At 66.7% G+C, this 25198-nt stretch carries 25 protein-coding genes and 4 tRNA genes; 4 read left to right on the forward strand and 25 right to left on the reverse strand.

Annotated features, from left to right (window positions below):
- Positions 1 to 262: 262 nt before the first annotated feature.
- Complete coding sequence (locus ABFO07_RS13825) at positions 263 to 736, reverse strand: Spy/CpxP family protein refolding chaperone (protein ID WP_124483152.1); 474 nt, start codon at positions 734 to 736, stop codon at positions 263 to 265.
- A gap of 283 nt (positions 737 to 1019) precedes the next feature.
- On the opposite strand from ABFO07_RS13825, the gene ABFO07_RS13830 reads away from it, so the two are divergent.
- Positions 1020 to 1523 (forward strand): GAF domain-containing protein, encoded by a 504-nt coding sequence (locus tag ABFO07_RS13830; RefSeq protein WP_060148075.1) that lies wholly within the window; start codon positions 1020 to 1022, stop codon positions 1521 to 1523.
- A gap of 135 nt (positions 1524 to 1658) precedes the next feature.
- On the opposite strand, the gene ABFO07_RS13835 is transcribed toward ABFO07_RS13830, so the two are convergent.
- From ABFO07_RS13835 to uvrC, 6 genes are all read right to left on the reverse strand, one after another.
- A tRNA-Cys gene (locus ABFO07_RS13835) sits at positions 1659 to 1732 on the reverse strand.
- A gap of 98 nt (positions 1733 to 1830) precedes the next feature.
- Positions 1831 to 1906 (reverse strand) — tRNA-Gly (locus ABFO07_RS13840).
- Between the two features lie 49 nt (positions 1907 to 1955).
- Positions 1956 to 2031, reverse strand: a tRNA-Gly gene (locus tag ABFO07_RS13845).
- A gap of 48 nt (positions 2032 to 2079) precedes the next feature.
- A tRNA-Gly gene (locus ABFO07_RS13850) sits at positions 2080 to 2155 on the reverse strand.
- Positions 2156 to 2293: 138 nt separating this feature from the next.
- On the reverse strand, positions 2294 to 2881 hold the full coding sequence (gene pgsA, locus ABFO07_RS13855) for a CDP-diacylglycerol--glycerol-3-phosphate 3-phosphatidyltransferase (protein ID WP_017333191.1): 588 nt from the start codon (positions 2879 to 2881) through the stop codon (positions 2294 to 2296).
- Positions 2882 to 2964: 83 nt separating this feature from the next.
- Positions 2965 to 4977, reverse strand: a complete 2013-nt coding sequence (gene uvrC / locus ABFO07_RS13860) for an excinuclease ABC subunit UvrC (protein ID WP_347467645.1) — start codon at positions 4975 to 4977, stop codon at positions 2965 to 2967.
- Between the two features lie 78 nt (positions 4978 to 5055).
- Between uvrC and earP the strand changes: the two genes are divergently transcribed.
- The 3 genes from earP (at position 5056) to ABFO07_RS13875 (ending at position 8591) form a co-directional block, all read left to right on the forward strand.
- Positions 5056 to 6249, forward strand: coding sequence for an elongation factor P maturation arginine rhamnosyltransferase EarP (gene earP / locus ABFO07_RS13865; protein ID WP_347467648.1), 1194 nt, complete (start codon positions 5056 to 5058; stop codon positions 6247 to 6249).
- Positions 6250 to 6376: 127 nt separating this feature from the next.
- Positions 6377 to 6934: an elongation factor P gene (efp, locus tag ABFO07_RS13870; RefSeq protein WP_059564760.1), complete on the forward strand. Its 558-nt coding sequence runs from the start codon at positions 6377 to 6379 to the stop codon at positions 6932 to 6934.
- Positions 6935 to 7205: 271 nt separating this feature from the next.
- Positions 7206 to 8591 carry a sigma-54-dependent transcriptional regulator gene (locus tag ABFO07_RS13875; protein ID WP_059882847.1) on the forward strand — a complete coding sequence of 462 codons (1386 nt, stop codon included), beginning with the start codon at positions 7206 to 7208 and terminating at the stop codon, positions 8589 to 8591.
- Between the two features lie 98 nt (positions 8592 to 8689).
- Here the strand turns inward: ABFO07_RS13875 and nagZ are convergent, their stop codons facing one another.
- The 18 genes from nagZ to fabD all read right to left on the reverse strand — a co-directional run bounded on the left by nagZ (position 8690) and on the right by fabD (position 25128).
- Positions 8690 to 9718, reverse strand: coding sequence for a beta-N-acetylhexosaminidase (gene nagZ, locus ABFO07_RS13880; protein ID WP_060148071.1), 1029 nt, complete (start codon positions 9716 to 9718; stop codon positions 8690 to 8692).
- Positions 9719 to 9733: 15 nt separating this feature from the next.
- Positions 9734 to 10153, reverse strand: coding sequence for a holo-ACP synthase (gene acpS, locus ABFO07_RS13885; protein ID WP_059802908.1), 420 nt, complete (start codon positions 10151 to 10153; stop codon positions 9734 to 9736).
- A gap of 9 nt (positions 10154 to 10162) precedes the next feature.
- Positions 10163 to 10936, reverse strand: a complete 774-nt coding sequence (gene pdxJ, locus ABFO07_RS13890; RefSeq protein ID WP_124483162.1) for a pyridoxine 5'-phosphate synthase — start codon at positions 10934 to 10936, stop codon at positions 10163 to 10165.
- Complete coding sequence (gene recO, locus ABFO07_RS13895; protein WP_017333183.1) at positions 10933 to 11772, reverse strand: DNA repair protein RecO; 840 nt, start codon at positions 11770 to 11772, stop codon at positions 10933 to 10935. The genes pdxJ and recO overlap by 4 nt, the downstream gene beginning before the upstream one ends.
- The gene (gene era, locus ABFO07_RS13900; RefSeq protein WP_059564755.1) at positions 11759 to 12658 is read right to left on the reverse strand and encodes a GTPase Era; all 900 of its coding nucleotides are present in this window, start codon (positions 12656 to 12658) and stop codon (positions 11759 to 11761) included. Before era ends, recO begins: the two co-directional genes overlap by 14 nt.
- 60 nt (positions 12659 to 12718) lie before the next feature.
- A complete protein-coding gene (gene rnc / locus ABFO07_RS13905) occupies positions 12719 to 13990 on the reverse strand; it encodes a ribonuclease III (RefSeq protein WP_060350734.1) in 1272 nt (423 codons plus the stop codon).
- 153 nt (positions 13991 to 14143) lie between these two features.
- Positions 14144 to 15037, reverse strand: coding sequence for a signal peptidase I (gene lepB, locus ABFO07_RS13910; protein ID WP_059882852.1), 894 nt, complete (start codon positions 15035 to 15037; stop codon positions 14144 to 14146).
- Between the two features lie 16 nt (positions 15038 to 15053).
- Entirely contained in the window at positions 15054 to 16847 is a 1794-nt protein-coding gene (lepA, locus tag ABFO07_RS13915) for a translation elongation factor 4 (protein WP_347467652.1), read from the reverse strand.
- 134 nt (positions 16848 to 16981) lie between these two features.
- On the reverse strand, positions 16982 to 17218 hold the full coding sequence (locus ABFO07_RS13920) for a glutaredoxin family protein (RefSeq protein ID WP_017333178.1): 237 nt from the start codon (positions 17216 to 17218) through the stop codon (positions 16982 to 16984).
- A gap of 10 nt (positions 17219 to 17228) precedes the next feature.
- Positions 17229 to 18698, reverse strand: a complete 1470-nt coding sequence (locus ABFO07_RS13925) for a DegQ family serine endoprotease (protein WP_059564751.1) — start codon at positions 18696 to 18698, stop codon at positions 17229 to 17231.
- A gap of 17 nt (positions 18699 to 18715) precedes the next feature.
- Positions 18716 to 19771 carry a MucB/RseB C-terminal domain-containing protein gene (locus ABFO07_RS13930; RefSeq protein WP_059564750.1) on the reverse strand — a complete coding sequence of 352 codons (1056 nt, stop codon included), beginning with the start codon at positions 19769 to 19771 and terminating at the stop codon, positions 18716 to 18718.
- Positions 19772 to 19776: 5 nt separating this feature from the next.
- Entirely contained in the window at positions 19777 to 20391 is a 615-nt protein-coding gene (locus tag ABFO07_RS13935) for a sigma-E factor negative regulatory protein (protein WP_059564749.1), read from the reverse strand.
- 85 nt (positions 20392 to 20476) lie between these two features.
- On the reverse strand, positions 20477 to 21076 hold the full coding sequence (gene rpoE / locus ABFO07_RS13940) for an RNA polymerase sigma factor RpoE (RefSeq protein ID WP_017333174.1): 600 nt from the start codon (positions 21074 to 21076) through the stop codon (positions 20477 to 20479).
- A gap of 91 nt (positions 21077 to 21167) precedes the next feature.
- Entirely contained in the window at positions 21168 to 21557 is a 390-nt protein-coding gene (locus ABFO07_RS13945; protein ID WP_414143847.1) for a hypothetical protein, read from the reverse strand.
- A gap of 86 nt (positions 21558 to 21643) precedes the next feature.
- Positions 21644 to 22876 (reverse strand): beta-ketoacyl-ACP synthase II, encoded by a 1233-nt coding sequence (fabF, locus tag ABFO07_RS13950; protein ID WP_059564747.1) that lies wholly within the window; start codon positions 22874 to 22876, stop codon positions 21644 to 21646.
- Positions 22877 to 23026: 150 nt separating this feature from the next.
- Complete coding sequence (gene acpP, locus ABFO07_RS13955) at positions 23027 to 23266, reverse strand: acyl carrier protein (RefSeq protein ID WP_004197638.1); 240 nt, start codon at positions 23264 to 23266, stop codon at positions 23027 to 23029.
- A 143-nt stretch (positions 23267 to 23409) separates the two neighbouring features.
- Complete coding sequence (fabG, locus tag ABFO07_RS13960) at positions 23410 to 24159, reverse strand: 3-oxoacyl-ACP reductase FabG (protein ID WP_059564746.1); 750 nt, start codon at positions 24157 to 24159, stop codon at positions 23410 to 23412.
- 36 nt (positions 24160 to 24195) lie between these two features.
- Complete coding sequence (fabD, locus tag ABFO07_RS13965; RefSeq protein ID WP_059802915.1) at positions 24196 to 25128, reverse strand: ACP S-malonyltransferase; 933 nt, start codon at positions 25126 to 25128, stop codon at positions 24196 to 24198.
- Positions 25129 to 25198: the final 70 nt, after the last annotated feature.

Consider the following 25198-nt stretch of genomic DNA (forward strand, 5'->3'; position numbering starts at 1 on the left):
GACCGGACGACCGCTTCGGTAGACGATCAAAATCGTACACTGCGTTCCATCTGGACAACGATGAACCGCGGCAGCCACGTGATTTCCGCGACGGGGTGGCCAGATTCGGCCGCAACGTCGCCGCGCCGTCGGGGAACGCGCCGGATTTTGGGAGAACCGCCACCCGGCCGGAGCTCCGCGCCGAAATGGGAACCTCCCTCGCGGCGTCGCGCGCCGGCTGCACCCGGAAACGCGCGCGTCGCCACGACCCGGACGCCAGCGTTTATTGCGGCGGCTGGTTGCCGAACCAACGGTCCATCGCCGCCTTCTGGTCGGGCGAGGCGCTCGCATAGAGCGACAGAAAGGCGTCGCGCAATTGAACCGCAGTATCGAGGCGCCCCTGCTTCTCTTCGACGCCGCGGGACCAATACTCCAGCGCCGGCGGCATCGTGCTGGCGGCCGTGCGCCCTTCCTGTCGGCGCAGCGCTGCCATCCGGCTATTGGTTTCTCGCAGTGTCTTCGCGAATACGTCCCACTGGGGTTGCTGCTCTTGCGAAATCTTCAGCGTCTTGTGCAGATACACGAGTGTTTGCTCCACATTTTCCCGACGCTCCGCCTCCGGTACATGACGATTGATCTTGGCAACCACCGCGCGTTCGCATTCGGACGTCGGCTGGACAGCTTGCGGTGCGGTGGCGTTTGCGGCATTCGCGGCGGCGAGCGCAACACCGATGACAAGAGCAAGACGAACTTTCATTGATTGAGACTCCTGGAAGAAGATTCGGCACCACATGTGCCAAAAAATATTACTAGTCTCAATACGCATTAATGTGAAATATTTACACAGCGTTACCCGCATTTATGAGATAAAGTTTCTTGAAATAATCTCCACCTGAACGCACGTCGGGAAAACACATTGCCCGCAAGGGATTCCCCCGCGTCGTGGCGCACGCCTCGATCGCGAAACACGCACGCGCCGCTTGCGTTAGAGTGCACGCACCTGTAGCACGCTTGTCGAAACCTTCGTTTTCCGGGATCCCATGTTCACGCTGTCCAACGACGCACACGCCTCCAAGACCGATCAATACGCGACGCTCGTCGAGCAGGCCCGCGCGCTCGTCGAATCGGAACGCGGCCTGATCGCCAATGCGGCGAACTTCTCCGCGCTCGTCTATCACTCGCTCGACCGGCTCAACTGGGCCGGCTTCTATTTCTTCGACGGCGCCGAACTCGTGGTCGGCCCGTTCCAGGGCAAGCCCGCATGCGTGCGGATCGCGCTCGGCAAGGGCGTGTGCGGCACGGCCGCGCAGACGCGCGAGACGCAAGTGGTGCGCGACGTGCACGCATTCCCCGGCCACATCGCATGCGACGCGGCGTCGGAATCCGAGATCGTCGTGCCGCTCGTCGCGAACGACGGCACGCTGATCGGTGTATGGGACGTCGACAGCCCGGTCGCCGCACGCTTCGACGACGAGGACCGGAAAGGGATGGAAGCGCTGTGCCGCGTGTTCGTCGAGCACGCGTGGGAGAAGGCGCGAGGCTGAGCGCACGGCGAACCGGTGCTGCGATCGCGGCGCCGGCGGCATCGAAAAGCAGAAGCCCCGATCGATCGGGGCTTTTTTGAAGATGCCGAACCGGTCAGCGGAAAAAGAAAAGCCCCGCAAACGCGGGGCTTTTTCTGGAGGCGCGAGCCGGAGTCGAACCGGCCTAAACGGCTTTGCAGGCCGCTGCATAACCGCTTTGCTATCGCGCCGTAAGCGGACTGTCCATTCACCGTGACGGCAAACGACAGATTTGATTGACGACCATCGGTCCATCAAACAAAAAGGGAAGCTTTGCTTCCCCAGTGCTTGGAGCGGGAGACGAGTCTCGAACTCGCGACCTCAACCTTGGCAAGGTTGCGCTCTACCAACTGAGCTACTCCCGCATTGTCCTGCATGTGCAACGCCTTGCCGTACAACGCGCCGCTAGAAACCTGGAGCGGGAGACGAGTCTCGAACTCGCGACCTCAACCTTGGCAAGGTTGCGCTCTACCAACTGAGCTACTCCCGCGTTGTCCTGCATGTGCAGCGCCTGCCGTACGACGCGCCGCCAGAAACCTGGAGCGGGAGACGAGTCTCGAACTCGCGACCTCAACCTTGGCAAGGTTGCGCTCTACCAACTGAGCTACTCCCGCATACTGCTGCTTCTGCCTCGCTGCACTCGCTTTGTCGTGCAGCGGAGAAGCGAGATTATGTCGAAGGCACAATCGAGTGTCAAGTGCTTTTCGTGCCCTCTTTCCAAAAACTTTTCCGCGCCGGCATCGCAGGCCGCGTCACACGCGGCTGCGCTCGCGAATCTGCGGCCATGCGAGCTTCATGTAGTAGAGCATCGACCAGATGGTCAGCACCGCCGCGAGATACATCAGCCACTCGCCCCACACGCGCGTGTCGATCGTCGCGATGCCGAGCGGCAGCGGCCCGTAGTACAGCAGCATCGGAATCGCCACCATCTGGCAGGCCGTCTTGAACTTGCCGAGCTGGTTCACCGCGACGCTCTTCGACGCGCCGATCTGTGCCATCCATTCGCGCAGCGCCGAGATCGCGATCTCGCGGCCGACGATCACGAGCGCGATCGCCGCGTCGACCCGCGAAATCTGCACGAGGATCAGCAGCGCAGCCGTCACCATCAGCTTGTCCGCGACCGGGTCGAGGAACGCGCCGAACGACGACGTCTGATTCCATTTGCGGGCCAGGTAACCGTCGAACCAGTCGGTGAGCGCGGCGAGGATGAAGATCAGCGCCGCCGCTAGGTTGCGGTGCGCGCCGCCCATCATCGTGTCCGGCAGATAGAACACGCCGACGACGAGCGGAATCAGCACGATCCGCACCCACGTCAGGAAAATCGGGAAATTGAACGGCATGGCATCCGGGACAGTAAAGGATTCGCAATTGTGCCGCGTCGACCGCCCTGCCACAAGCCAAGCGGGCGGCCGCGCGGCGCGCGTCAGTGCAGTTGCCTGTAGATCTGCTCGGCAAGCGCGTGCGAGATGCCCTCGACGCTCGCGAGTTCCTCGACGCTCGCCGCGACGACGCCACGCAACCCGCCGAAGCGCGCGAGCAACCGCTGCCGGCGTTTCGCGCCGACGCCTTCGAGCTCCTCGAGCCGCGACGTCTGGCGCGCCTTCGCGCGCTTCGCTCGCATCCCGGTGATCGCGAAGCGGTGCGCTTCGTCGCGAATCTGCGCGACCAGCATCAGTGCGGCGCTTTCCTTGCCGAGCTCGAGCGGCGCACGGCCGTCGGCGAACACGAGCGTCTCGAGCCCGACCTTGCGCCCCTCGCCCTTCGCGACGCCGACCAGCATCGACGTATCGAGCCCGAGCTCGGTGAACACCTGTCGCGCGATCTCGACCTGCCCCTTGCCGCCGTCGATCAGCACGATGTTCGGCAGCAGGCCGGCGGCCTCGGCCTGGCGCGTCGATTCGCCGTCGATGCCCGCCGCGTCGTCGGCCGCCGCGGCCTGCGCCGCCTGCTCGACCATCTTCTCGTAGCGGCGCGTCAGCACCTGCCGCATCGCCGCGTAGTCGTCGCCCGGCGTGATGCCCGTGATGTTGTAGCGGCGGTATTCGCCCGACTGCATCTTGTGATGGTGATAGACGACGCACGACGCCTGCGTCGCCTCGCCCATCGTATGGCTGATGTCGAAGCATTCGATCCGCAGCTGCGCGAGATCGTCGCTGTCGAAGCTGAGCGTGTCGGCGAGCGCGCGTGTGCGCGATTGCTGCGAACCCTGCTCGGACAGCAGCCGCGCGAGTGCAAGCTGCGCATTCTGTTCCGCCATCGACAGCCACGCGCGCCGCTGGCCCTGCGGCTGCCGCACCAGCGACACCTTGTGGCCGGCCTGCTCGGACAACAGCTCGAGCAGGTCGCGGCTCGCGGGCGCATGACTCACGACGAGCACCGGCGGCACGCGATTGCCGAGATAGTGCTGCGCGATGAACGCGTCGAGCACCTCGGCCTCGATCGAGGCCGATGCGCCGCGCGCGCCGTCCGCCTCGTCCGCGGGCTGGTCGGGCAGCGCGTCGCCGGCCGGCCCGGCTTCGTCGTCGAGCCCGCCTTCCGCGAGCGTCAGCGCGCTCTCGACGTGCGTCGGGAAGTACGCCTTGTCGCCGAGATGCCGGCCGCCGCGCACCATCGCGAGATTCACGCAGACCCGCCCGCCCTGCGCGACCACCGCGAGGATGTCGACGTCGCTGTCGCTGCCGACCTCGATCGCCTGCTGATGCAGCACGGTCGCGAGCGAGCTCATCTGGTTGCGCACGGCCGCCGCCTGCTCGAATTTCAGCTCGGCCGCGAAGCCGTGCATCTTCTGTTCGAGCTCCTTCAGCACCTCGGACTGCCGGCCGAGCAGGAAGCGCGCGGCGTTCGACACGTCGCGCGCATAGTCCTCCTCGGCGATCGCGCCGACGCACGGCGCGGTGCAGCGCCCGATCTGGTGCAGCAGGCACGGCCGCGTGCGGTTGTTGAACACCGAATCCTCGCAGGTGCGCAGCTGGAACACCCGCTGCAGGATCTGGATGCTCTCGCGCACGGCCCAGGCGCTCGGGAACGGCCCGAAATACTGGTTCCGCTTGTCGACCGCGCCGCGGTAATACGCCATCCGCGGAAAGCGATGCGCGGTGAGCTTCAGGTACGGATACGACTTGTCGTCGCGAAACAGGATGTTGTAGCGCGGCGCGAGCGCCTTGATCAGGTTGTTCTCGAGCAGCAGCGCCTCGGCCTCCGAGCGCGTGACGGTCGTCTCGACGCGCGCGATGCGCGTGACCATCATCGCGATGCGCGGCGACAGCTGCGTCTTCGTGAAATAGCTCGACACGCGCTTCTTCAGGTCGCGCGCCTTGCCGACGTAGAGCACGGCGCCCGTCGCGTCGTAATAGCGGTAGACGCCGGGCAGGTGCGGCAGCTGCGCGAGGATCTTCTTCGGTTCGAACGGGGCTTCGGGGGCGTCTGGGGATGTCATGCGTGATCCGTGCGCCGCGAGGCGCACGAACGGGTCCATTAGAATCGCCAGTTTAGAGCATTCCAACCGCCCGCTTCGATGCCACGTACCGCTTCCCGCCCCCACGACCCGACGCCGCGCGCGCCGGACGAACCGCTCGCCTGCGACCTCTTCTGCACGGTCGTCGACAACTTCGGCGACATTGGCGTGTGCTGGCGCCTCGCGCGCCAGCTCGTGCACGAACACGGCTGGCAGGTGCGCCTGTTCGTCGACGACCTGCGCACGTTCGCGCGCCTGCTGCCCGGCGTGGATCCCGACGCGGTGCGGCAGGCCGCCGACGGGGTCGTGATCGAACACTGGCATGCGCAGGTCGGCGATGCGATCGAGATCGCCGACATCGTGATCGAGGCATTCGCGTGCGAGCTGCCCGGCGCGTATCTCGCCGCGATGGCGCGCCGCGCGCGCCGGCCCGTGTGGATCAATCTCGAATACCTGAGCGCCGAGGACTGGGTGGCCGATTTCCACCTGCGGCCGTCGCCGCACCCGCGCTACCCGCTCGTCAAGACGTTCTTCTTCCCCGGCCTGTCGGCCGGCACCGGCGGCGTGCTGAAGGAGCGCGACCTCGACGCGCGCCGCGCCGCCTTCGACGCCGACGCGCAGGCGCGCGCGGCCTGGTGGCAGCGCGCGACCGGCGACGCGCCGCCCGCGCCCGGCACGACGGTCGTCAGCCTGTTCGCGTACGACAACCCCGCCGTCGATGCGCTGCTCCAACAGTGGCGCGACGGCGCGTCGCCCGTCGTCGCACTCGTGCCCGAAGGGCGCGTGTCGCCGCGCGTCGCACGCTTTTTCGGGGTCGAGTCGTTCGGCGCCGGCGCGCGGGCGAGCTGCGGCAGCGTCACCGCCTGCGGGCTCGCGTTCGTCCCGCAGGCCGACTACGACCCGCTGCTATGGGTCAGCGACCTGAACTTCGTGCGCGGCGAGGATTCGTTCGTGCGCGCGCAGTGGGCGCGCCGGCCGTTCGTCTGGCACATCTACCCGCAGGCCGACGACGCGCACCTGCCGAAGCTCGACGCGGCGCTCGCGCACCTGTCCGAAGGCCTCGACGACGCGCCCGGCCGGGCGCTCGCGCGGTTCTGGCATGCGTGGAACGGCGCCGGCGCACCGGACTGGGCCGATTTCTGGCAGCACCGCGCGGCGCTGCAGGCGAATGCGATCCGCTGGGCCGATGCGCTGGCCGCGGTCGGCGACCTTGCCGGAAAGCTGGCGGAATATGCAAAATCTCAGTTAAAATAAGCGGTTATCCGACGGCTGACCACGCAAGCGCTTGCTTTGGGTGCCCACCGGAACGCATCTGCTTGCGCCGTCCGCCGTTGCGCAACGCTCAGGCACCTTTAATTTGATTTGATCAGGACAGTTTTTCATGAAAACCGCACAGGAACTCCGCGTAGGCAACGTCGTGCAAATCGGCAGCGACGCTTGGGTCATCTCGAAGACGGAATACAACAAGTCCGGCCGTAACGCCGCCGTCGTCAAGATGAAGATGAAGAACCTGCTGACCAACGCGGGTCAGGAGTCGGTCTACAAGGCCGACGACAAGTTCGACGTCGTCGTGCTCGACCGCAAGGAAGTGACGTACTCGTACTTCGCCGACCCGATGTACGTGTTCATGGACGCCGACTACAACCAGTTCGAAGTCGAAGCCGAAATGATGGGCGACGCGCTCAACTATCTCGAAGACGGCATGGCATGCGAAGTCGTGTTCTACAACGAGAAGGCGATTTCGGTCGAACTGCCGACGGTCCTGGTTCGCGAGATCACCTACACCGAGCCGGCCGTCAAGGGCGACACGTCGTCGGGCAAGGTGCTGAAGAACGCGAAGCTTGCAACCGGTTTCGAACTGCAGGTTCCGCTGTTCTGCAACACCGGCGACAAGATCGAAATCGATACGCGTACGCACGAGTACCGCAGCCGCGCGTAACCGCGAAGCGGTTTCCGCGCCGAACAAAGCGCCCTTCGGGGCGCTTTTTGTTTTGCCGGCCGCAACAGCACCCCCCACTGCGCAGCGAGATGAAGCACAAAAGCCACCGATAAAGATATTCAATTTGTATCATCGGTAACTGTTTTATAGCGACGGAGAAATAATCTGCGTCACGCGTTCGCCGGGGCATAAAATCAGTTTTTAATCTCAAAAATGCGGCTGCGGGTTCTCGGCCGATGGCCCGCCTCATTTGACACGACACGCGTCCACCATGCCACACGCCCTGATTGTCGAAGACGATCCCAACAGCCTGTCCGGCCTCACCGCGCTGCTCGCCGCGGACGGCTTCTCGGTCGACACGGCCACGTCGCTCGCCGAAGCGCGCACCGCGCTCGGCCGCTCGATTCCGGACGTGGTCCTCGTCGACCTGAACCTGCCGGACGGCAGCGGGTTCGACCTGCTTCAGCACCTGCCGCAGCAGCAGCCGAACGGTTCGCTGCCTGTCATCGTGCTGACCGGCAACGCGACGGTCGAAAGCGCGATCGAAGGCCTGCGCCACGGGATCTGGGACTACCTGCTCAAGCCGATCAACATCCCGCGCCTGCGCAGCCTGCTCGCGCGCATTCCTCGGCCGTACGAACTGATCGACGAAGTCCAGTCGCTGCGCGCGTCGCTGCGGCATCTCGGCCGCTTCGGCGCGCTGGTCGGCCACAGCGACGCGATGCAGCACGTCTACGACATGATCGAGCACAACGCGCGCACCGAAACGGCGGTGCTGTTCTCGGGCGAAGCCGGCACCGGCAAGAAGCTGGCCGCACGCACGCTGCACGAGCTGAGCCGCCGCCGCAAGGGGCCGTTCGTCGCGTTCGACTGCCGCACGCTTGCGCAGGCCGGCCGCGAGGGCGCGTCGCTCGACAGCGTGCTGTTCGGCCACGAGCGCGGCGCGTTCGACGGCGCCGAGCGGCGCGAGTCCGGCCTGTTCGAGCAGGCGAGCGGCGGCACGCTGTTCCTCGACGAGATCACCGCGCTGCCGATCGTGTTGCAGGAAGCGCTGCTGCAGGCCATCGATTCGCAGAACTTCATGCGCATCGGCGGCACGAGCCCGGTGGCGAGCGACTTCCGGCTGATCGCCACCACGCGCCGCCCGGCGCGCGAAGCGGTGGCGAACGGCACGCTGCGCGAAGACTTGTGGCTGCGCCTCGATGCGTCGTCGATCACGATGCCGCCGCTGCGCGAGCGCGACGGCGACGCGCTCGCGATCGCCGACGCGCTGATCGACGAACTGAACCGCGATGCGCTCGCAACCGGCCGCGGCACGACCGACAAGCGCGCCGCGCCGGGCTTCGTGCGCGAATGCCTGTCCTACGATTGGCCGGGCAACGTGCGTGAATTGCAGGAGCGCGTGCGCTTCGCGTACGATGCGTCCGGCGATTTCATCGACACGCTGCGCGCGGGCGAAGCCAGCTTCTCCGCCGGCGCCGCGCTGAACGGCAGCAGCGTGCAGATCAAGGTCGGCACGCCGCTGTCGGATGTGGAGGATCTGCTGATCCGCGCGACCCTCGATGCGGTCGGCGGCACGCGCCATCGCGCGGCGACGCTGCTCGGTATCAGCCCGAAGACGCTGTACAACAAGCTGCAGCGGATGAAGGTGAATTGAGCGTCGGCTGAAAAAACATCGCCCGAACGAAAAGGCCGCGCACGATTGCGCGGCCTTTTCGTTTTCAGTTCGCGCGCGATGCCCGCACGCTGCCCCGCTTACGCCAGCGCGCTGCGCAACAGCGCCTGCGCTTGCAGGTACTCGGGCTGAGCAATCAGCTTGTCCCACTTTGCCGGCTTGCCGCGCGCGCGCATCCGCTTGATGCGGCGCACCGACTCAGGCGACGGCTGCGCCTTCAGCCCGTTCAGCACGACTTCGGCCGCTTCCGGCTGGTTGCACACGAGCACCATGTCGCAGCCGGCCGCGAGTGCCGCATCGGCCGCCTGCGTGAGCGTGCCGCCTTCGCGCGCGGCCTCCATCGACAGGTCGTCGCTGAAGATCGCGCCCGTGAAGCCGAGCCGGCCGCGCAGGATGTCCTGCAGCCAGACCCGCGAGAAGCCGGCCGGCCGCGCGTCGACCTGCGTGTAGATCACGTGCGCGGGAATCACCGCCGACAGCGACAGGCCGAGCCAGTCGTACGGCGCGACGTCGTTCGCGAGGATCGTGTCGAGCGGCCGGTCGTCGGTCGGCAGCGCGACGTGCGAGTCGGCTTCCGCGAAGCCGTGCCCCGGGAAATGCTTGCCGCAGTTCGCCATGCCGGCGAGCGCGAGCCCGTGGTTGACGCTCTTCGCGAGCATCGTGACGACGCGCGGGTCGCGATGGAACGCGCGATCGCCGATCACCTTCGAGTGGCCGTAGTCGAGATCGAGCACCGGCGTGAAGCTCATGTCGATCCCGCACGCGCGCAGCTCGGCCGCGAGGACGTAGCCGACCGCCGTCGCGACCTTGCTCGCGAGCAGCACGTCGCGGTCCCACAGTTCGCCGAGACGGCGCATCGCGGGCAGCACCGTGAAACCGTCGGTGCGGAAGCGCTGCACGCGGCCGCCCTCGTGGTCGACGGCGATCAGCACGTCTTCGCGGACCGCGCGGATCGCGTCGGTCAGCGCGGACAGTTGCGCGCGGTTCTGGAAATGCCGCGCGAACAGGATCACGCCACCGGTGTTCGGATGCGCAAGACGGCGCGCATCGTCGCGCGTCAGGGCCGTGCCGACGACGTCGAGCATGACCGGGCCGGGAGTCGTTTTCATCGAATCGGGAATCCGTCAGGGAGAAGTTCGGGCAACCGGCAGATCGGTCTCGGCGATCACGAACGACACCGCGTAGTCGCGCTCGTCGCTGACCGTCACGCGGGCGGTGATGCCGCGCGCCGCGAGCCAGTCGGCCAGCTCGCCGGACGCGACGACATACGGTTCGCCGCTCGGTTGATTGAGAGTTTGCAGCGCGCGCCACGTCATCGGCCAGTGCATGCCGAGCCCGATCGCCTTCGAGAACGCTTCCTTCGCGGAGAAGCGCGTCGCGAGGAACGCGATGCCGCGCGCCTCGGAACGCGCGCGGCGCGCGCGGAAGACTCGCAGTTCGTCGGGCCCGAGCACCTTCTCCGCGAACCGGCCGCCGGTGCGCTCGAGCACCGCCGCGATCCGGCTCACCTGGACGACGTCGGTGCCGATGCCGTAGATCGTCATGCGCTCGGCTCAGCGCGTGCCGTGCAGCGCCGCGACGCGCGCGGCGACCATGATCGCCTTCATCTCGCGCACCGCGTTGTCCCAGCCCGCGAAGATCGAATGCGCGACGATCGCGTGGCCGATGTTCAGCTCGACGATGCCGTCGATCGCGGCGATCTGCTGCACGTTCGTGTAATGCAGGCCGTGCCCTGCGTTGACCTTCAGGCCGAGCTGCCGGCCAACCTGCACGCTCGCGGCGATGCGCTCGTATTCGCGCTGCTGCTCGGCTGCGTCATGCGCATCCGCGTAACGGCCCGTATGCAGCTCGATCACCGGCGCGCCCGCTTCCTGCGCGGCGCGGATCTGCGTCTCGTCCGGGTCGATGAACAGCGACACGCGCACGCCCGCGTCGGCGAGCTGCCTGCACGCCGCACGCACGGCCTCGAAGCGGCCCGCGACGTCGAGACCGCCCTCGGTCGTCAATTCCTCGCGCTTTTCCGGCACAAGGCACGCGTCGTGCGGCTGCACTTCGCAGGCGATGTCGAGCATCTCGGCCGTCACCGCGCATTCGAGGTTCATCCGCGTCTTCAGCAGCGGGCGCAGCTTGCGCACGTCCGCGTCGACGATGTGCCGGCGGTCCTCGCGCAGGTGCAGCGTGATCGCGTCGGCGCCCGCTTCTTCCGCGGCCAGCGCCGCGCGGATCGGGTCCGGATAGGTCGTGCCGCGCGCGTTGCGCAGCGTCGCGACGTGGTCGATGTTGACGCCGAGGTCGATAGCGGTCGGCGAGGTCAGGAAGAAGCTCATAGGTTTTGCAGGTCGATCAGGATCTGGCGCGTGGCGAGCGGCGTGCCGCCGAGGTAGGTGTTGAGCAGGAAGCGCATCAGCGTCTTGCTTTGCGCGACGGTCTGGGCTCGATGGTAATCGTCCTGCTCCATGTCGAGCAACGTCTGGCCGGCAATCACCGGCCAGTGCGACGGCACGTCGTCGTCCGCGTTGCGCACGCCGCGCTCCGGATCGAACACGTACAGGCGGTCGGGCTCGACCGCGCGGCGCGCGACCGTGCGGTGCAGCGCCATCGCATAGCCCGTTTCGCGCAGCAGCACGCGCTCGAACGAGCGCAGCACCTGCACCGCGGGCTCGCCGTGCGCGAGGCGCGTGAGGGTCACCACGTAGTGATTGAACAGCGGCGGCTGCGGATCTTCGCGCGCGCAGAACTTCACGAGCAGCTCGTTCGCGTAGAAGCCGCACAACAGTGCGTCGCCGCCGAGAGGGAGCATCCCGCCGACCCACTCGGCGCCCGTCAGGGTGCGCACCTCGGACTTGCCGGACCACGACAGCAGCAGCGGCTGGAACGTCTGCAGCACGCCGCGCAGCGCGGAGTGCGGGCGCTTCGCGCCTTTCGCGACGAGCGCGAGCCGGCCGTGGTCGCGCGTCAGCACGTCGATGATCAGGCTCGTTTCGCGATGGGGGTAGCTGTGCAGCACGAACGCCGGCTGCTCGGCGACGCGGAAATCGGACGTGCGAGACGTCGCCCGCCGCGTCTTGCGCGGCGGCGCGGGGGGCGCGGCAGGCGGCGGCGCGTCGTCCGCGCCGGGGGCCACCGCGTCTTCGGTCGACGTCAGCGCGTCATTCGTACCCATAGGCACGAAGCCCCGCTTCGTTGTCGGCCCAGCCGCTTCTCACCTTGACGAAGGTCTCGAGATACACGGGGCCGTCGAACAGCTTCTCCATGTCCATCCGCGCCTCGGTGCTGATCTGCTTGAGCTTCTCGCCCTTCTTGCCGATCACCATCGCCTTGTGCGAATCGCGCTCGACGAGGATCGTCGCGAAGATGCGCTTCAGGCGCCCTTCCTCCTCGAACTTGTCGATTACGACGGTGCTCGTGTACGGCAGCTCGTCGCCGGTCCAGCGGAACACCTTCTCGCGCAGGATCTCGGCCGCGAGGAAGCGCGAGCTGCGATCGGTCAGCTCGTCCTCGCCGTAGATCGGCTCGCCTTCCGGCAGGTACGGCTTGATCGTTTCCAGCAGGCGCTTGATGTCTTCCGGCTGCCGGGCCGACAGCGGCACGAGTTCGGCGAACTCGCGCAGCGCGCTCATCTTCTGCATGAACGGGAACAGCGTCGCCTTGTCGGAAACCTGGTCGATCTTGTTCGCGATCAGCAGCGTCGGCACGCCGGGCGGAATCAGGTCGAGCACCTTCTGGTCGTCCGGGCCGAAGCGGCCCGCTTCGATCACGAACAGGATCGTGTCGACCGACGTCAGCGTCGACGTGACCGCGCGGTTCAGCGAGCGGTTCAGCGCGGTGCTGTGGCGGGTCTGGAAACCGGGCGTATCGACGAAGATGAACTGCGCGTCTTCGGTCGTGTTGATGCCGGTGATGCGGTGGCGGGTCGTCTGCGCCTTGCGCGACGTGATGCTGATCTTCTGGCCGACGAGCGCGTTCATCAGCGTCGACTTGCCGACGTTCGGACGGCCCACGATCGCGATCATGCCGCAGCGGAAACCAGAGGGAGCGGGTGCGTTCATATCGATTGGGAGACAGGTTCGGAACCGGCCGCGCGGCGCGCGGCACGATCGATGGGCAATTCAGTGGCCGGCATCGGCCACGCGCGCCGGCGCGGCGGCGAGGCTCGGTTCGCCGGGTGTCGTGTCCGGGCCGGACGTCGCGTCGCGCCCGCGCGGCGGCGTACGCTCGGCGAGCGCGCGCGGCGCGGCATCGTTGCCGGCGGACGGCTTGTCGGCGGAGCGGGGGGCGGGCTCGCCTTGCCCGGCCGCGCGCGGCGCAGGGTCGGACGGTTTGTCGACGGCTTTCGGCGCGGCATCCGCGCGCTCGACAGGCTTGTCGGCCGGCTTCTCAACCGGCTTCTCAACCGGCTTCTCGGCCGGTTTGTCTGCAGCAGCCTTTGCGGCTCGCTCGGTGCGCTCCGCGCCATGCTCGACATGCGCGGCACGAATCGTGGCGACCGGCGCCTGCACCGCGCGTGGTTCGGCCGGCTCCGCCGCACTGGCCACGGCTGCCGGAGCCGCCGCGACCTTCGCTTCGGCGCGCGCCGCACGCTCCTTCCGCTCGGGCGAGCGCAGGTCGAGCGCTTCCTGAACGCCTTTCACGCCGGGCACGATTTCCGGCTCGACATGCTTGGCGGCGCGTGCGTTCTTCGAACGCTTCGGCTTCGCGGCCAGCATCGGCGCGGCCGCCATCACCTCGTCGAGCGCCTTCTTCGCGGCGGCCTGTTCGGCCGCCCGGCGGCTCGCGCCGGAACCGGACACTTTCACGTCCAGCTTCGGCACCGTGCATTCGACCTCGAACTGCTGATTGTGCGCCGCACCATGCGTCGCGACGACCGTGTAGGTCGGCAGCGCGATCTTGTGCCCCTGCAGGTACTCCTGCAGCAGCGTCTTCGCATCCTTGCCGAGCGTGCGCGGATCAATGTGGTCGAGAATCGGCACGTAGAGCCGCTTGATCACCCCTTGGGCGGCTTCGAAGCCGCCATCGAGGAACACGGCCCCGATGATGGCTTCGAACGCGTCCGCGAGGATCGACGGCCGGCGGAACCCGCCGCTGCGCAGTTCGCCTTCGCCGAGCCGCAGCCCATCGGAAATATTCAGGGCCTGAGCAATTTCATACAGCGACTGCTGCTTGACGAGGTTCGCCCGCACGCGCGACAGGTCGCCTTCGTCCAGCTTGCCGAAACGCTGGAACAAAAGGGCCGCCACCGCGCAATTCAGAACGGAATCGCCGAGAAACTCGAGCCGTTCGTTGTGCGTGGCGCTGTGACTGCGGTGGGTCAAAGCCTGGCGCAGCAATTCCGCATTGCGAAATTCGTAGCGCAGCCGGCTTTCCAACTGAGATAGGGGCATGTGCAGGAGTATAACGCGGGCGCCGGTCGCGCCGAAACGGCGCGGCCGGACCCGAAAAGGCGTGACGAAGCGGTGTTACCGCCGGTTCTTAAAGTAGTTCGGCACGACGCGGCACGGCCCGTGCGTCGCGTCGTGCGCGTGAATCAGGCGATATCAGTTGAAGGAACCGATGCGCTTCAGGTCGCCGAAGTTCATCCAGATGAAGAACGCGCGGCCGACGATGTTCTTGTCCGGCACGAAACCCCAGTAGCGGCTGTCCGCGCTGTTGTCGCGGTTGTCGCCCATCATGAAGTAGTGGCCGGCCGGCACCTTGCAGATCACGCCGCGGCTGTTGTACGTGCAGTTGTCGCGATACGGGTAGTCGTATGCGCCCATCACGAACGGCGGCACCGCCTGATTGTTGAGGATCGCATTCTTGCGGCCGTCGAGCGACTCCTCGAACTGCTTCGCGTAGTTCTGCCGCTCGTCGTCGAAGTAGTCGGGCAGCGCCGTTTCGGGCACCGGCTTGCCGTTGATCGTCAGCTGCTTGTCCTGATAGGCAACCGTGTCGCCCGGCAGGCCGATCACGCGCTTGATGTAGTCGACCGACTCGTCCTTCGGATAGCGGAACACGACGACGTCGCCGCGCTCGAGCGCGCGGCCCTGCGTGAGCTTCGTGTTCGTGACCGGCATGCGCAGGCCGTAGTCGAACTTGTTGACGAGGATGAAGTCGCCGACGAGCAGCGTCGGCACCATCGAGCCCGACGGGATCTTGAACGGCTCGACGATGAACGAACGCACGACGAACACCGCGAGGATCACCGGGAAGAAGCTCGCCGTGTACTCGAGCCACCACGGCTGGCGCAGCTTCTCGTCGCGCAGCTTCGAACGGGTCTGCAACGCGTTCTCGTCGGCGAAACGCTTGTCGATGCGCGACTGCTGCTGGTCGAACGCATCGACTGCCGCATCCGCCGCCCGCCGGCGCTGCGGCAGGAACACCATCTTGTCGGCCACCCACGCTACGCCCGTCAACGCGACGAGCACAAAAAGAATCAGCGCAAAATTCATAAAAGGATCAGTCCTGTTATTTGTCTTCGACGCGCAAGATCGCGAGGAACGCCTCCTGCGGGATCTCGACCGAACCCACCTGCTTCATCCGCTTCTTGCCTTCCTTCTGCTTTTCGAGCAGTTTCTTCTTGCGCGTGATGTCGCCGCCGTAGCACTTCGCGAGCACGTTCTTGCGCAGTGCCTTGATGTTCTCGCGCGCGATGATGTGCGCGCCGATCGCGGCCTGGATCGCCACGTCGTACATCTGGCGCGGGATGATCTCGCGCATCTTCGCGGCCACTTCGCGGCCGCGGTATTGCGACTGCGAACGGTGCACGATGATCGACAGCGCGTCGACCTTGTCGCCGTTGATCAGCATGTCGACCTTCACGACGTCCGCCGAGCGGTATTCCTTGAACTCGTAGTCCATCGACGCATAGCCGCGCGACACCGACTTCAGGCGATCGAAGAAGTCGAGCACGATCTCGGCCATCGGGATTTCGTACGTGAGCTGCACCTGGCGGCCGTGGTACTGCATGTTGATCTGCACACCGCGCTTCTGCTCGCACAGCGTGATCACCGAGCCGACGTAGTCCTGCGGCATGTACAGGTTCACGGTGACGATCGGCTCGCGGATCTCGCCGATCCGTGCGGGCTCAGGCATCTTCGCCGGGTTCTCGACCATGATCGTCGTGCCGTCGTTCTGCACGACCTCGTAGACCACGGTCGGCGCGGTCGTGATGAGGTCCATGTCGAACTCGCGCTCGAGCCGCTCCTGCACGATCTCCATGTGCAGCAGGCCGAGGAAGCCGCAGCGGAAGCCGAAGCCGAGCGCCTGCGACACTTCCGGCTCGTACTGCAGCGATGCGTCGTTGAGCTTGAGTTTTTCCAGCGATTCGCGCAGCGCGTCGTACTGGTTCGCCTCGACCGGGTACAGCCCCGCGAACACCTGCGGCTTCACTTCCTTGAAGCCCGGCAGCGGCTCGGCGGCCGACTTGGTCGCATGCGTGACCGTGTCGCCCACCTTCGCGGCGTTCAGTTCCTTGATGCCGGCGATGATGAAGCCCACCTGCCCCGCCGACAGCGATTCGAGATTGCGCGACTTCGGCGTGAACACGCCGATGTGCTCGACCGGATACTGCGCGCCGGTCGCCATCAGCTTGATCTTTTCCTTCGGCCGCAGCGTGCCGTTGACGATGCGCACGAGCATCACGACGCCGACGTAGTTGTCGAACCACGAGTCGATGATCAGCGCCTGCAGCGGCGCGGCCGGATCGCCCTTCGGCGGCGGCACCTTCGCGATCAGCGCTTCGAGCACGTCCTCGACGCCGAGGCCCGTCTTCGCGCTGCAGCGGGTCGCGTCCATCGCGTCGATGCCGATCACGTCCTCGATCTCCTCGATCGCGTTCTCGGGGTTCGCGGCCGGCAGGTCGATCTTGTTCAGCACGGGCACGACCTCGACGCCCAGCTCGATCGCCGTGTAGCAGTTGGCGACCGTCTGCGCCTCGACGCCCTGGCTCGCGTCGACCACGAGCAGCGCGCCTTCGCACGCGGACAGCGAGCGGCTGACCTCGTACGAGAAGTCGACGTGCCCCGGCGTGTCGATCAGGTTCAGGTTGTACACCTTGCCGTCGCGCGCGCGATACGACAGCGCGGCAGTCTGCGCCTTGATCGTGATGCCGCGCTCGCGCTCGATATCCATCGAGTCGAGCACCTGCGCTTCCATTTCACGGTCGGCGAGCCCGCCGCATACCTGGATGATGCGATCCGCGAGCGTCGACTTGCCATGGTCGATGTGCGCGATGATCGAGAAGTTGCGAATATGATCCATTCAGTGCCGATCAAGCGAAAAAGGCGCGCTCGACGACTGCGGAGCACGCCTTGTAAGTCGGTGAAAAAACAGCCCATTTTAGCCGAAAAGCCCCCCCACCGGGCGGCATTTTGGCGGCCGCGCGCCGCCGGGCCTCAGCGCCGTGCGCCGAGCGCGTTCCGCACCCGCCCTTCGTCGAACCGGTGGCGGCACACTTCCGTGCCGTCCAGCAGCAGCACCGGCACGTCTTCGTCATAGCGGGCAACGAGCGCCGGATCGGCGTCGATGTCGACGTAGTCGACCGCCACGCCGAATTCGGCCGCCACCGGCGCCAGTGCGTCGCGCATGTCGTCGCACAGGTGGCACCAGCCGCGGCCGTAGAGCGTGAACATCGGCGGCCCGTTACTTCTGGCGCGGACGCAGCGGGAAGAACTGCGTGTTGTCGCCGCGCCGCACCAGCAGCGCGACCGCCTTCTGCGGATCGAGCTGTGCCGTGACGTCGGCAAACTGCTTCGCGCTCGTGATGTCGGTGTCGCCGACGCGCAGCACGATATCGCCGCGCTGCAGGCCCGCGCGGGCCGCCGGGCCGTCGACGCCGTCGATCTGCACCCCGCTCTTCAGCTTCAGCGTCTTCAGCTGATCGGCCGGAATGTCGCTGACCGTCAAGCCGAGCGCGTTGCTCTGGCGCGGTTTCTGCGGCGATTTCTTGCCCGTATCGGCCTTCGCCGTGGTGTCGGTCGGCGTCTCCGCGACCATGATCGGCAGATCGCGCGACTGGCCCTTGCGCCACACGGTGAGCGTCGCCTTCGAGCCCGGCTTCATGTCGCCGACCATGCGGGGCAGGTCCGACGCCGTCTCGACCTGGCGGCCGTTGAATTTCAGGATGATGTCGCCCGGCTGGACCCCCGCCTTCTCGGCCGGCCCGCCCGGCTCGACGGCGCTGACGAGCGCGCCTTCCGCCTTCGGCAGGCCGATCGAATCCGCCACCTCCTTCGTCACTTCGCCGATCGCCACCGCGATCCGGCCGCGCGTCACCTTGCCCGACGCCTTCAGCTGGTCGGCCACGCGCATCGCCTCGTCGATCGGAATCGCGAACGAAATGCCCATGAAGCCGCCGGTGCGGCTGTAGATCTGCGAGTTGATGCCGATCACCTCGCCCTGCATGTTGATCAGCGGGCCGCCCGAGTTGCCGGGGTTCACGGCGACGTCGGTCTGGATGAACGGCAGGTAGTCGCCGGTGTTGCGCCCCTTCGCGCTGACGATGCCGGCCGTGACGGTGTTGTCGAGGCCGAACGGCGAACCGATCGCGACGACCCACTCGCCGACGCGCACCTTGTTCGAATCGCCGATCGCGACCACCGGCAGGCTCGACGCCTGGATCTTCACGACCGCGACGTCCGTGCGGTCGTCGACGCCGATCAGCTTGGCCTTGAACTCGCGCTTGTCGGTAAGCGTCACGTAGATCGTATCGGCGTCGTCGACGACGTGCGCGTTGGTCATCACGTAGCCGTCGGCCGACAGGATGAAGCCGGAGCCGACGCCGCGGTTCTGCTCGGTGTCGGGCGGATTGTCCGGCGCCGGCGCGTTTTTCGGGTTGCCGGGCGCCTGCGGCAGCGGAATGCCGAAGAAGCGCCGGAAGAATTCCGACATGTCGCCGTTGTCGAAGCCCGGCGGGAATACGCCGCCGCGCGGGCCCGACGGCACGTTGGCGGTCGTGCGGATGTTCACGACGGCCGGGCCGACCCGTTCGACGAGATCCGCGAAATCGGGGAGGCTCGCACCGGGAGCCGCCGCCGCGGTATGCGGGACGAGCGGCAGGCAAGCCGCCACCGCCGCAACGGCAAGCCATTTGCGCAGCGTGAGTTTCATCATGTCGGAGACGGAAAGCGTTACTTGGAAGCCTTGTATTCTATGGCAGACGCGAACTGCTGCAACGTGGCCGGCGGCACTTCCCCGAGCACGGTGATCCAGTAGTCGCCGCGGCGCTTGACGAGCACATGCGTCGCGCCCGTGCTGCCTGCGCCTTCCTTGCGCGTATTCTTCTCGGCCGGTTCGACGAACACCGATACCGTCGCGACGCCGTCGGTGAAGACGGCCTGGTCGACCGGGATCGGCGGCTCGCCTGCGTCGCGCGCGGCCATCGGCCGCCGCACCTCGCGGATCTTCTGGAAACCGGCGACGCTCGGCGCCAGTTGCCAGCCCTGCGCCTCCATGTCGACCGGCGAGACGGGCGGACGCACCACGGTCCAGCCGCTCAGGTTGCGCATGCCGGCCGCGATCGCGGCCTTGTCGGCGGCGCCTGCCCCACCCATCCGCAACTGCGAAAACGCGATCTGCTCGAGCACGTGGTCGCCCCCGTCGAGCGTCTGCGAGCGCAGCAGCAAGCCGGTGCGGGCGTCGGTCCACAGCTTGTAGGTGAAGCGGTAGCCGTCCTTCGGCGCGAGCTGGACCACCTGCGCGTCGAGCCCGGCCACGCGGTCGCTGCCGAGCAGCTTCGCGTCGTAGACCGACATCACGTGCTCGCCGCTCGCGGCAAGCAGCGCCGGGAACGAGTCGCGGGCCTGCCGGCGCTCGACGACGCACAGCTTGCGCTCGGGCACGAACGTGTACAGCTCGTCGTTATGCCGCAGCAGCTTGCGCGGCTTGCCGTCCAGGCTCTCGATCCGCTCGAATTCGCCGTCGCGCGCCGCGACGTGCGCGATGCGCGACGACTGCACGAAGCCACCGCGCTGGTAGACGAACGTGCCTTCGTAACTCTGCTGCTGCGCCGCCTGCTGGATGCGGTCGAGCCAGTCCGCCGCGGCCTTGCGGGTCGCGACGGGATCGTCCGGCTGCTGGGCGTGGGCTTGAAGGGATTGAACGGACAACAGCGCGGCTGCGCAAAGCAGGAGAGCCGGCAGCCGCTTCCATCCGGAGATGGCGTGATTCAACCGCAATGTCCGCATCGGGTTTATTGGCTTGGCGTCGTGGTCACGGCAGCGCGGATCAGCGGCATCGAGCCCGTGACGACAGGCTGCTGCGCGAATTGCTGGTGCGCTTCAAGGTATTGGTCGAGACGCGCGTCCCGGATGATGTTGGCGTCCTGCAGCGCCGGCTGCGACGGCGCCTGTGCAACCGTCACGCGCTGCACGCCCTGCTGCGGCGCGGAGACCGATGCGACCTGGACAGCGCCAGGCGTGCCGGCGGTCTGCATCTGCGGGACGACGATCCACGTCAGCGTCGCGGCCGCCGCGGCCACCGCGAAGGCCGGCACGACGCGCCGGCGCAGCGACAGCAGCTTGCGGGTGGCCGGCGCTGCGGCCGGCGCGAGCAGGTGCGGCTCGGCGTCGAGGCTGGCCGACAGGCGCGCGGTAAACGTCGTGCTCAGCGCGGGCGACAGCGCCAGCTCGTCCGAGCGCAACGCGTCGCCGATCAAGTGGTAATGGGACCACGCCGCGCGATCCGCGTGGTCGAACTCAGCCAGAAACTGCGCGTGATCCTGGCCGTCGAACGTTTCGCCGTCGACCAGAGCGGAAAGGCGCTCGCCGCGCGAGCACGCGTACGACTGCGTATTGACCGACCCCATGATGCTCCCCATCTTGCACACCCCGTCGTGACTTCACGACTCTATCCGTAACTAGACCCCGACCCGTGCCGTTCGCCCGAAGCGCTTACCAGCGCTTGCCGTCGGGCGTATCGAGCAGCGGACGCAATTTTGCCGCGATTGCCTCGCGCGCCCGGAAAATCCGCGAGCGGACCGTCCCGATCGGGCAGCCCATCATTTCCGCGATTTCCTCGTAGCTCAGGCCTTCGATCTCGCGCAGCGTGATCGCCTGGCGCAGCTCCTCGGGCAGAACGGCCATTGCAGCATTGACCGTCTCGGCAATCTGCTTGCTCATCAACATCGACTCAGGCGTGTTGATATCCCTTAGTTGGTCTGCGTCGGAGAAAGTTTCCGCCTCCTCTGCGTCGGCCTCGGTCGAGGTCGGCGCCCGGCGGCCCTGCGTCGCAAGGTAGTTCTTCGCCGTATTCACGGCAATCCGGTACAACCACGTGTAGAACGCGGACTCGCCGCGGAACTGCGGCAGCGCGCGATACGCCTTGATGAACGCGTCCTGGGCCACATCCTCGACCTCGGCGGGATCCCGCACGAGGCGCGAGATCAGCCGAATGATCTTGCGGTGGTATTTGGAGACCAGGAGTTCGAACGCCGCCTTGTCGCCTTTCTGTACGCGCTCGACCAGAACCTGATCGATTTCTTTTTCACTCACCTGACAAATCCGTTAACTAGGGATGCAACGCGGAGCAATATTGTAGCGTTCCGGCGCCCGGCGCTGGTTACGGTCGGTAACCGATCCGCCATCATGCCGGAGCGGCCGCGCCCGCGGTTCGCGCAAGCACGGACAGCGCGCGGAACGACGCCGCGTCGAGCGCATCGGCGGGAATCAGCAACGGCCGCCCGCGCCGGCCGTCCGGCCCGACCGACAGCACCAGCAACAGGCTGGCCCAGTGCGCGTGGCCCGCCACCCGGCCGCGGGCGAGCAACTGCCCGGTGCGGCCAAACGCCGCAACCTCGCCGAGCGCATCGACCCGCAGTTCGGCCGGCAGCCGCCGCGCGCCTGCGCGGACCGCGCAGGCTGCCAGCAGCAGCGCCGTTGCAGTCGCACCGATAGCCGCCGCCGCAGCGCCGGTGCGCGGCGCAAGAAACAAATGCACCGCGCCGGCAGCTGCCGCGACGAAAACGGCGAGCATCACAGACAACGCGGCCGAGGCCCGCAGCGCGAAACGCCGCTGGCACCCGGCCGCGATTTCGACAGGATTCGTCAAGCGATCCCGCGTCAGACGCGCTTGAACACCAGCGTGCCGTTGGTACCGCCGAAGCCGAAGTTGTTCTTCACGGCCACGTCGATCTTCATGTCACGCGCGGTGTTCGCGCAGTAATCGAGATCGCACTCGGGGTCCTGGTTGAAGATGTTGATGGTCGGCGGCGACACGTTGTTGTGCAGCGCCAGCACCGTGAACACCGATTCGAGGCCGCCCGCGCCACCCAGCAGGTGGCCCGTCATCGACTTCGTCGAGTTCACGACGAGCTTGTACGCATGGTCGCCGAACGCAGCCTTGACGGCATCGGACTCGTTCTTGTCGCCCAGCGGCGTCGACGTGCCGTGCGCGTTCAGGTACTGGACCTCGTCCGGGTTCATGCCGGCGTCGCGCAGCGCCGCGACCATGCAGCGGCGCGGACCGTCCATGTTCGGCGCGGTCATGTGGTACGCGTCGCCCGTCATGCCGAAGCCCGCGACTTCCGCGTAGATCTTCGCGCCGCGCGCCTTCGCCGACTCGTACTCTTCCAGCACCATCACGCCTGCGCCCTCGCCCAGCACGAAGCCGTCGCGATCCTTGTCCCACGGACGGGACGCGGTCGCCGGATCGTCGTTGCGGGTCGACAGCGCGCGCGCGGCCGCGAAGCCGCCGATGCCGAGCGGCGACACCGTCGATTCGGCGCCGCCCGCGACCATCACGTCGGCGTCGCCGGCCTGGATCAGGCGCGCGGCGAGGCCGATGCTGTGCAGGCCGGTCGTGCAGGCCGTCACGGCCGCGAGGTTCGGGCCCTTCAGGCCGAACATGATGCTCAGGTGGCCCGAGATCATGTTGATGATCGAACCCGGCACGAAGAACGGCGAAATTCGGCGCGGGCCGCGATCGACGTAGGTCTGGTGGGTATCTTCGATCATCGGCAGGCCGCCGATGCCCGAACCGACCAGCACGCCGATGCGTTCCGCATTGGCGTCGGTCACTTCCAGACCGCTGTCCTTGAGCGCCTGCACGCCGGCTGCGATGCCGTAATGGATGAAGGTATCCATGCTGCGGGCTTCCTTCGCCGGGATGTACTCCTCGGCGTTGAAACCCTTCACCTCACCGGCGAAATGCACGGCCAGGTTCGACGGATCGAATTTGGTGACGGTGGCGATGCCGGACTTGCCGGCGACGAGATTGGCCCAGCCGTCGGCAACACTATTGCCAACAGGCGAAATCAGCCCCAGGCCTGTAACGACAACACGACGGCGGCTCACGGTAACCTCTTTTCCATTGGATGACAAAAACAAAAGCCACAGCGGCCACAGGAAGCAGCCCTGCGAGCCCTGTGGCTGTTATTCCGTCCGGCAAGGATGCCGGCAGGATGGCGCGTCAAATGCGACGTAGGCGAAAAGCGCGAATGGCGCTTAGGCCTTGACGTTTGCGCGAGCGTAGTCGATCGCTTGCTGAACCGTCGTGATCTTCTCGGCTTCTTCGTCCGGGATTTCCATGCCGAACTCGTCTTCCAGGGCCATCACCAGCTCGACGGTGTCGAGCGAGTCGGCGCCCAGGTCGTTCACGAACGAAGCTTCGTTCTTGATCTCGGCTTCTGCGACGCCCAGTTGTTCAGCGACGATCTTCTTGACACGTTGTTCGATGTTGTCCATTACCCCTCCGAGGGAAAGTTCAAATTTACAAGTGCGCGCATTTTATCAGGTTTGCTGCCGCCCAAAACGCGCGTTGGCTTGATGGTCAATCAAGCGCCGATCCGCCAGTAACCGGATACGGCGCGGATAGTAAACGAAAACCGTTACGACATGTACATGCCGCCGTTCACATGCAAAGTCGTGCCGGTGATATAACCGGCCTGCGGCGATGCGAGGAACGCGACGGCATGGGCGATGTCCTCAGGGCTGCCGAGGCGGCCGAGCGGAATCTGGGTCTTGAGCGCGGCCTGCTGTTCTTCCGGCAGCGTCTTCGTCATGTCGGTGTCGATGAAGCCCGGCGCCACGCAGTTGACCGTGATGCCGCGGCTGCCGATCTCGCGCGCGAGCGCGCGGGTCATGCCTGCCACGCCGGCCTTCGCCGCCGCGTAGTTCGCCTGCCCCGGGTTGCCGGCCGAGCCGACCACCGACGTGATGTTGATGATGCGGCCGCCGCGCGCCTTCATCATCGGGCGCAGCACCGCGCGCGACAGGCGGAACACCGACTTCAGGTTGGTGTCGATCACCGCGTCCCAGTCGTCGTCCTTCATGCGCATCGCGAGCTGGTCCTGCGTGATGCCCGCGTTGTTGACGAGCACGTGCAGCGCGCCGAATTCCTTCACGGTCGCGTCGATCAGCGCTTCGGCCGCTTGCGCGTCGTTGACGTTCAGCACCGCGCCGCGGCCCGTGACGCCCGCTTCCGCGAAGGCCGCGCTGATGCCGGCCGCGCCCGATTCGCTCGTCGCCGTGCCGATCACCGTCGCGCCCTGGCGCGCCAGCTCGAGCGCGATCGCCCGGCCGATGCCGCGCGATGCGCCGGTCACGATCGCAACCTGTTTATCGAGAGTCTTTTCCATGAATCGAATGTCCGTTTCTTCGGGAAAGGCGCCGCGTCAGGCGGCCACCAGCTTGAGCGCTTCGTCGAGCGACGCCGGATCGAACACCGATGCACCCGTCAGGTTGCCGTCGATGCGCTTCGTGAGGCCCGCGAGCACCTTGCCCGGGCCACACTCGATCACGTGCGTGACGCCCGTGCCGGCGATGTGCTGCACGCACTCGACCCAGCGCACCGGGCCGGCGGCCTGGCGCACCAGCGCGTCCTTGATCGCGGCCGGATCGCTCGTCACCGCGACGTCGATGTTGTTGACGACCGGAATCAGCGGCGCCTTCACGTCGACGTTCGCAAGATAGTCGCGCAGCTGGTCCGACGCCGGCTTCAGCAGCGACGAATGGAACGGCGCCGAAACCGGCAGCGGCAACGCGCGCTTCGCGCCCTTCGCCTTCGCGATCTCGCAAGCCTTCTCGACGGCCGCCTTGTTGCCGGCGATCACGACCTGCGCCGGCGCATTGAAGTTCACTGCTTCGACGACGCCCGCTTCCGCGGCTTCCGCGCATACCGCGCGCACCGTATCGTCGTCGAGGCCGAGGATCGCGGCCATGCCGCCCTGGCCGACCGGCACCGCGGTCTGCATCGCCTGCGCGCGGAAGCGCACGAGCGGCACCGCGTCCTTGAACGCGATCGCGCCGGCGGCGACGAGCGCCGTGTATTCGCCGAGGCTGTGGCCGGCGACGATCGACGGCGCCGGGCCGCCCGCCTGCTGCCATGCGCGGTAGCACGCGTACGCGGCCGTCAGCATCACCGGCTGGGTGTTGGTGGTGAGATTCAGCTCTTCGGCCGGACCTTCGGCGATCAGCTTGCCGAGATCCTGACCGAGTGCATCGGACGCTTCCTGGAGCGTTTCGCGCACGACAGCCAGATCGGCGAATGCGTTGAGCATGCCGACCGACTGCGAGCCCTGCCCCGGAAAAACGAATGCAAATTTCATATCGTCCCCAATTGAATCGATTCGAACGGCGCGCGCGAACGGCGCGCCGAGTGGGATCGCACGTGGTGGA

Origin of the sequence: Burkholderia stagnalis, assembly GCF_039848545.1 — a bacterium.
GTDB lineage: Bacteria > Pseudomonadota > Gammaproteobacteria > Burkholderiales > Burkholderiaceae > Burkholderia > Burkholderia stagnalis.

What these genes read in the sequence shown, in the direction of transcription:
- ABFO07_RS13825 (WP_124483152.1), bottom strand. Translation starts at nt 736, where the DNA reads ATGAAAGTTCGTCTTGCTCTTGTCATCGGTGTTGCGCTCGCCGCCGCG.
- efp (WP_059564760.1), top strand. Translation starts at nt 6,377, where the DNA reads ATGAAAACCGCACAGGAACTCCGCGTAGGCAACGTCGTGCAAATCGGC.
- ABFO07_RS13925 (WP_059564751.1), bottom strand. Translation starts at nt 18,698, where the DNA reads ATGATGAAACTCACGCTGCGCAAATGGCTTGCCGTTGCGGCGGTGGCG.
- ABFO07_RS13945 (WP_414143847.1), bottom strand. Translation starts at nt 21,557, where the DNA reads ATGCTCGCCGTTTTCGTCGCGGCAGCTGCCGGCGCGGTGCATTTGTTT.
- acpS (WP_059802908.1), bottom strand. Translation starts at nt 10,153, where the DNA reads ATGACGATCTACGGCATCGGCACCGACGTCGTCCAGGTGAGCCGGATC.
- nagZ (WP_060148071.1), bottom strand. Translation starts at nt 9,718, where the DNA reads ATGAAAACGACTCCCGGCCCGGTCATGCTCGACGTCGTCGGCACGGCC.
- ABFO07_RS13920 (WP_017333178.1), bottom strand. Translation starts at nt 17,218, where the DNA reads ATGTTCACGCTCTACGGCCGCGGCTGGTGCCACCTGTGCGACGACATG.
- fabD (WP_059802915.1), bottom strand. Translation starts at nt 25,128, where the DNA reads ATGAAATTTGCATTCGTTTTTCCGGGGCAGGGCTCGCAGTCGGTCGGC.
- era (WP_059564755.1), bottom strand. Translation starts at nt 12,658, where the DNA reads ATGAACGCACCCGCTCCCTCTGGTTTCCGCTGCGGCATGATCGCGATC.
- fabG (WP_059564746.1), bottom strand. Translation starts at nt 24,159, where the DNA reads ATGGAAAAGACTCTCGATAAACAGGTTGCGATCGTGACCGGCGCATCG.
- pgsA (WP_017333191.1), bottom strand. Translation starts at nt 2,881, where the DNA reads ATGCCGTTCAATTTCCCGATTTTCCTGACGTGGGTGCGGATCGTGCTG.
- rnc (WP_060350734.1), bottom strand. Translation starts at nt 13,990, where the DNA reads ATGCCCCTATCTCAGTTGGAAAGCCGGCTGCGCTACGAATTTCGCAAT.
- earP (WP_347467648.1), top strand. Translation starts at nt 5,056, where the DNA reads ATGCCACGTACCGCTTCCCGCCCCCACGACCCGACGCCGCGCGCGCCG.
- ABFO07_RS13830 (WP_060148075.1), top strand. Translation starts at nt 1,020, where the DNA reads ATGTTCACGCTGTCCAACGACGCACACGCCTCCAAGACCGATCAATAC.
- ABFO07_RS13935 (WP_059564749.1), bottom strand. Translation starts at nt 20,391, where the DNA reads ATGGGGTCGGTCAATACGCAGTCGTACGCGTGCTCGCGCGGCGAGCGC.
- acpP (WP_004197638.1), bottom strand. Translation starts at nt 23,266, where the DNA reads ATGGACAACATCGAACAACGTGTCAAGAAGATCGTCGCTGAACAACTG.
- recO (WP_017333183.1), bottom strand. Translation starts at nt 11,772, where the DNA reads ATGGGTACGAATGACGCGCTGACGTCGACCGAAGACGCGGTGGCCCCC.
- ABFO07_RS13875 (WP_059882847.1), top strand. Translation starts at nt 7,206, where the DNA reads ATGCCACACGCCCTGATTGTCGAAGACGATCCCAACAGCCTGTCCGGC.
- pdxJ (WP_124483162.1), bottom strand. Translation starts at nt 10,936, where the DNA reads ATGAGCTTCTTCCTGACCTCGCCGACCGCTATCGACCTCGGCGTCAAC.
- ABFO07_RS13930 (WP_059564750.1), bottom strand. Translation starts at nt 19,771, where the DNA reads ATGCGGACATTGCGGTTGAATCACGCCATCTCCGGATGGAAGCGGCTG.
- uvrC (WP_347467645.1), bottom strand. Translation starts at nt 4,977, where the DNA reads ATGACATCCCCAGACGCCCCCGAAGCCCCGTTCGAACCGAAGAAGATC.
- lepB (WP_059882852.1), bottom strand. Translation starts at nt 15,037, where the DNA reads ATGAATTTTGCGCTGATTCTTTTTGTGCTCGTCGCGTTGACGGGCGTA.
- lepA (WP_347467652.1), bottom strand. Translation starts at nt 16,847, where the DNA reads ATGGATCATATTCGCAACTTCTCGATCATCGCGCACATCGACCATGGC.